This window comes from Neorhizobium sp. BETTINA12A (assembly GCF_023006485.1).
Lineage (GTDB): Bacteria > Pseudomonadota > Alphaproteobacteria > Rhizobiales > Rhizobiaceae > Neorhizobium.
The window spans coordinates 1-4,065 of sequence record NZ_JALBGW010000264.1 but is presented as its reverse complement, the minus strand read 5'-3'; the positions used below and the strand labels follow the sequence as shown (position 1 = coordinate 4,065).

The 4,065-nt window shown below is 61.3% G+C and carries 5 protein-coding genes; 1 reads left to right on the top strand and 4 read right to left on the bottom strand.

The window, feature by feature from the left end; translation table 11 throughout:
• Together MOV61_RS28855 and MOV61_RS28850 are read right to left on the bottom strand one after the other, a co-directional pair.
• The coding region (locus MOV61_RS28855; RefSeq protein ID WP_247139041.1) for a DUF2239 family protein at nt 1-318 on the bottom strand (318 nt) is incomplete at its 3' end.
• Nucleotides 319-378: 60 nt separating this feature from the next.
• Nucleotides 379-1,458, bottom strand: a complete 1,080-nt coding sequence (locus MOV61_RS28850; RefSeq protein WP_247139040.1) for an acyltransferase — start codon at nt 1,456-1,458, stop codon at nt 379-381.
• A 198-nt stretch (nt 1,459-1,656) separates the two neighbouring features.
• Here MOV61_RS28850 and MOV61_RS28845 point away from each other — a divergent pair, with 198 nt between their 5' ends.
• Nucleotides 1,657-2,460, top strand: a complete 804-nt coding sequence (locus MOV61_RS28845) for an MBL fold metallo-hydrolase (protein WP_247139039.1) — start codon at nt 1,657-1,659, stop codon at nt 2,458-2,460.
• A 54-nt stretch (nt 2,461-2,514) separates the two neighbouring features.
• Here MOV61_RS28845 and MOV61_RS28840 read toward each other — a convergent pair whose 3' ends face one another.
• Nucleotides 2,515-3,528, bottom strand: a complete 1,014-nt coding sequence (locus tag MOV61_RS28840; protein ID WP_038546876.1) for an amidohydrolase family protein — start codon at nt 3,526-3,528, stop codon at nt 2,515-2,517.
• 174 nt (nt 3,529-3,702) lie between these two features.
• Nucleotides 3,703-4,065: IclR family transcriptional regulator C-terminal domain-containing protein (locus MOV61_RS28835; RefSeq protein WP_309493875.1), on the bottom strand; the 363-nt coding region annotated here is incomplete at its 5' end.

Here is a 4,065-nt window from a genome sequence, read left to right as displayed (position 1 = left end):
CGAGGCGCCGCCCGGCTGCTGGCCAAGCCACTCCCAATGCCGCGGCAGCAGTGTCACCTCGCGTGGCACCACGCCAAGCTTCGGCCGGCCGGGCCGCCGCTCCACCGGCTCGACAGGCTCCGCATGATCCTTGGGAAGGCGACCGAGACAATCTTCGAGAGTACCACGCAGATCGAGATCGACCGGCTTTCCGGTCGCATCGTCGAAGACCAGAACGCTTTCATGGCCACCGGCCTTGATCGCCGTTACGACTTCCGCTGGTGATCCGCCCGCAATGCGTTTTTCACCCAGAAATGCTGTCCAATGAAAATCCGCCATCTGCTTCCTCTGTATTGAGATGCAGATTTATCCGGGTAAAATAGGATCGTCAATCCGGGATCAGGCGGTCCGCTGTCTCAGGCGGCCGAGACCGTCGCGAAGATGACCAGCAGCGCGGATGATCGCCCGCCGCGCCGCCGGTTCGATGGTCCTTGCGATCACCCAGGCGACGAAGAGCAGGGCAGCAACCAGCACGAGGGCTACGAGCCAGCGGTTCTGATCCGTGCCGAAACGGGCAAACACCGCGTAACCGATATTCTGGTGCAGCAGGTAAAGCGGGTAGGTGAGACCGCCGAGCCCGATCGCCAATGCCGGAGAAATGCGCAGCGACGGCGCCGTGGCACAGGCCGCAACCGCTGCAAGCGCCAGCGGCCCGATGAGCGCAAGCCCGACGACGCTGCGGCTCAGCCCGTATGTTGCGACGAAATCCGGTTCGGTCAGGAAGGGTGTGGCGATCGCCCAGCAGACGGCGGCTGCGAACACGCAGAGGCTCGAAAGGGACGCCTGCTGCCTCACCTTGTAGAGCGCCAGGCCGAATGCGAAATAGCCGGAATATTCGGTGATCAGCAATTTCTGGATCGCGCCGCTGCCAATGAAGGCCTCGTTGACGATCGAAATCGCCAGCCACGCCAGTACGACAACGCGCCAGCCGCGCTCGAAAAGGCCGGTGGCGATGAGCAGGAAAACCCAGAAGTAGAAGATGATCTCGTAGGCGATCGTCCAGTAGGCGCCATCAAGGAACGGTTGGCCGAGGCCGCGCGAGATGATGACGGCATGCGCCAGCCATTGCCTGACCGTTGGCGGATCGAGGGTCGGCACATGCCAGACGGTGAGCACGACGGCGGTAATCGTCGCGCAGACGATGAAGGTCGGCCAGAGCCTGGCAAAACGACCGGCGGCAAAATCATAGGCCGTGCGGCCTTCCGCCGACATGGTGATGACATAGCCGGAAATGGCAAAGAAGATCAGCAGCCCAACATCGAACCACATGGCAAAGGGTGCGAGTTCCGGAAAGCCGATACCGCCACCCTCGCCGGAAATCCGCATGCGAAAGCCATAATGGAACGTCAGCACCATCAGCGCCGAGACGAGGCGCAGGATATCCAGGTTCAGCAGCCGTGGCGTCTTCGGGGCCGTCATCCGATCCTCGGGCGTGAAATAACTTGAAGCCGAACCCTATCGCGCCTGCCTTTGGAAAAGGTGAATCCTTCCCGAAGAATATGAGCGATTCCGAATGGGTGGCGCTCGAGTGAAGCAAAGGCTTCACTTTCCCCGCCGAATATCGTTTCTTATCAAATTCATGACAGGGCCTGCCGAAGGTCCCTGAGGGAGGGTTCGATGTCGATTTTTCTCTGTGGCGCCTGCGGCACGTCTTTCGGCGACGCGGAAGAGGCGCCGGAAACCTGCCCCATCTGCACAGACGAGCGGCAGTATGTACCGCCTTCCGGCCAGGCCTGGACGACGACGGAAAAGCTTGCTCGAACGCACCGAAATGCTTGGGTTCAGCTCGAACAGGATCTGATGGCGATCCAGACCGTTCCGGCCTTCGCCATCAACCAGCGCGCCCTGCTGCTGCGTACACAGGCGGGAAATATCCTGTGGGATTGCATCGCGCTGCTGGACGAGGCGACGAGGGAGATCATTCAGGCTCTGGGCGGCCTCAGCGCCATCGCGATCTCCCATCCACACTACTACACGACCATGCAGGACTGGGCCGCGGCCTTCGACGCGCCGATCTATCTGCATGCCGCCGACAAGGAATGGATCTGCCGCCCATCGGATTACGTCCGGCTCTGGGACGAGGACGCGTTGGTGCTCTCCTCTTCCGTCACGCTGGTCCATGGCGGCGGACATTTTGCCGGCGGCACCGTGCTGCATTGGACGGGCGAGGACGCCAAGGGCGTGCTGCTCGCCGGCGATATCGTCCAGGTCACGCCGGGCACCGACCATGTCTCCTTCATGTGGAGTTATCCGAACATGCTGCCGCTCAGCGCCGCTGAAGTTGCCGATGTCGCCGAGCGGCTGGCGCCCTGGCCGTTCGAGCGCATCTACGGCGCCTTTTCGCACCAGAATGTCCGCCAGGACGGACAGGCGATCGTCGCCCGCTCCGCCAGGCGTTACATCGACCGGCTTTCCAAATGAAAAACGCGCGGGTGTTGCCACCCGCGCGTTCGATAATTCCGAAAACCGGATCGTTTACTTCAGCCCGAGAAGCTTCTTGGCATTGCCCTCATAGATCTTCTGGCGGGTGGCATCGGAGATGTCCATGTTGTCGAGCACCTTGATGGTCTCGCGGATGTACATCGGGCCGCCTTCCGGATCGAACGGCGCGTCGGACGCGAAAAGCACCCGGTCTTCACCGAAAAATTCGATGGCGTGTTCGATTGCCTTGGTCGAACCGAAGCTCGCCGTGTCGGCATAAAATTCCTTGAAATATTCGAGATGCGGGCGCTCCAGCGCCTTCAGCACGGTCGAGAGGTCGCGGTCGGACGTGCGCTTGCCCATCTGGTCCCAGCCGGCACCGACGCGGCCTTCGAAGAAGGGCACCATGCCGCCGGCGTGGTGGGTGACGACCTTGAGACCCTTGTATTTGTCGAAGATGCGCGAGAACACGAGGCGCGCCATTGCCGCCGAAGTTTCATACGGCCAGCCGAAGGTCCAGAAGATCTCGTATTCCGAACGGTCTTCGGTCAGGTAGTCCGGGAAGTTGGCACCGCGCGACGGATGCAGGAAGACCGGCTTGCCGGACTTTGCCATATATTCGAAGAAGGGCTCGAACTGCGGCAGGTCGAGCGGCTTGCCGCTGTAGTTGGTGAAGATCTGGACCGCACAGGCGCCGAGATCTTCGACGACCCGCTTGGTTTCCGCCATCATCCATTCCTGGTTTTCCATCGGCACGGTGGCGATGAAGGCCGGGAAGCGTTCCGGATATTTGTCGCACAGTTCCTTTTGGGAATCGTTGCCGATCCGGCCGAGGTCATAGGCGCGCTCGGGGCCGGCCAGCTTTTCAAGCGGCGGAGAAGCGAGCGACAGGACCTGCTGATAGTCGCCGCCGAACATGTCCATCACCTGGAAACGACGGTCGAGATCGGTCATCATCGGCACCGCGCCCGAGCGCATGGTGACGTCGGTCATCGTGCCGATATAGCCGATCAGCTTGTCGAAAAAGGGCTTTGGCCAGATATGGTTGAAAGCGTCGATCTTCTTCATGGAATGCTCCTCCTGTCTATCCCTGCTACGGCACCGCGAACTTAAGGGAAGTCCGGTGCCCGAGGGGTTCAAAAAATCCGCGAGCCGAGCGATGTCGAGATCTCGGCCATGCTCCGTCGCGGCAAAATGCGAAGACGGTCGCCGAAAGTCAACACATTTTCTTGCAATATGAGATTATCGGCTTGAAATTCTATGTCGATGCGAGGCGAGCGCGGCGGTGATCTCACCGGCTGCGAACAAGACTTCCCGGCCGATCTCCTCCACAGCGGAGCCACCGACCTGATCTTGCGCGATCGTTACGGAAAAGCTGGCGATGGGGCTCTGGCCCGCATCGAAGATAGGCGCTGCGAAACCGACAACGCCCGGCGTCACTTCGCCATGGGCCACGGCGTAGCCCTTCTTGCGCACCGACTTCAGCCCGTCCAGGACAGCTTCCACCGTATCGCCGGCCCCTGCCGCCTGCCAGTCGTCGAGCGTGCGATTGATCAGCGGCAGCAGATTGCGGCGCGGCAGAAAGGCGACGATGGAGCGGCCGAT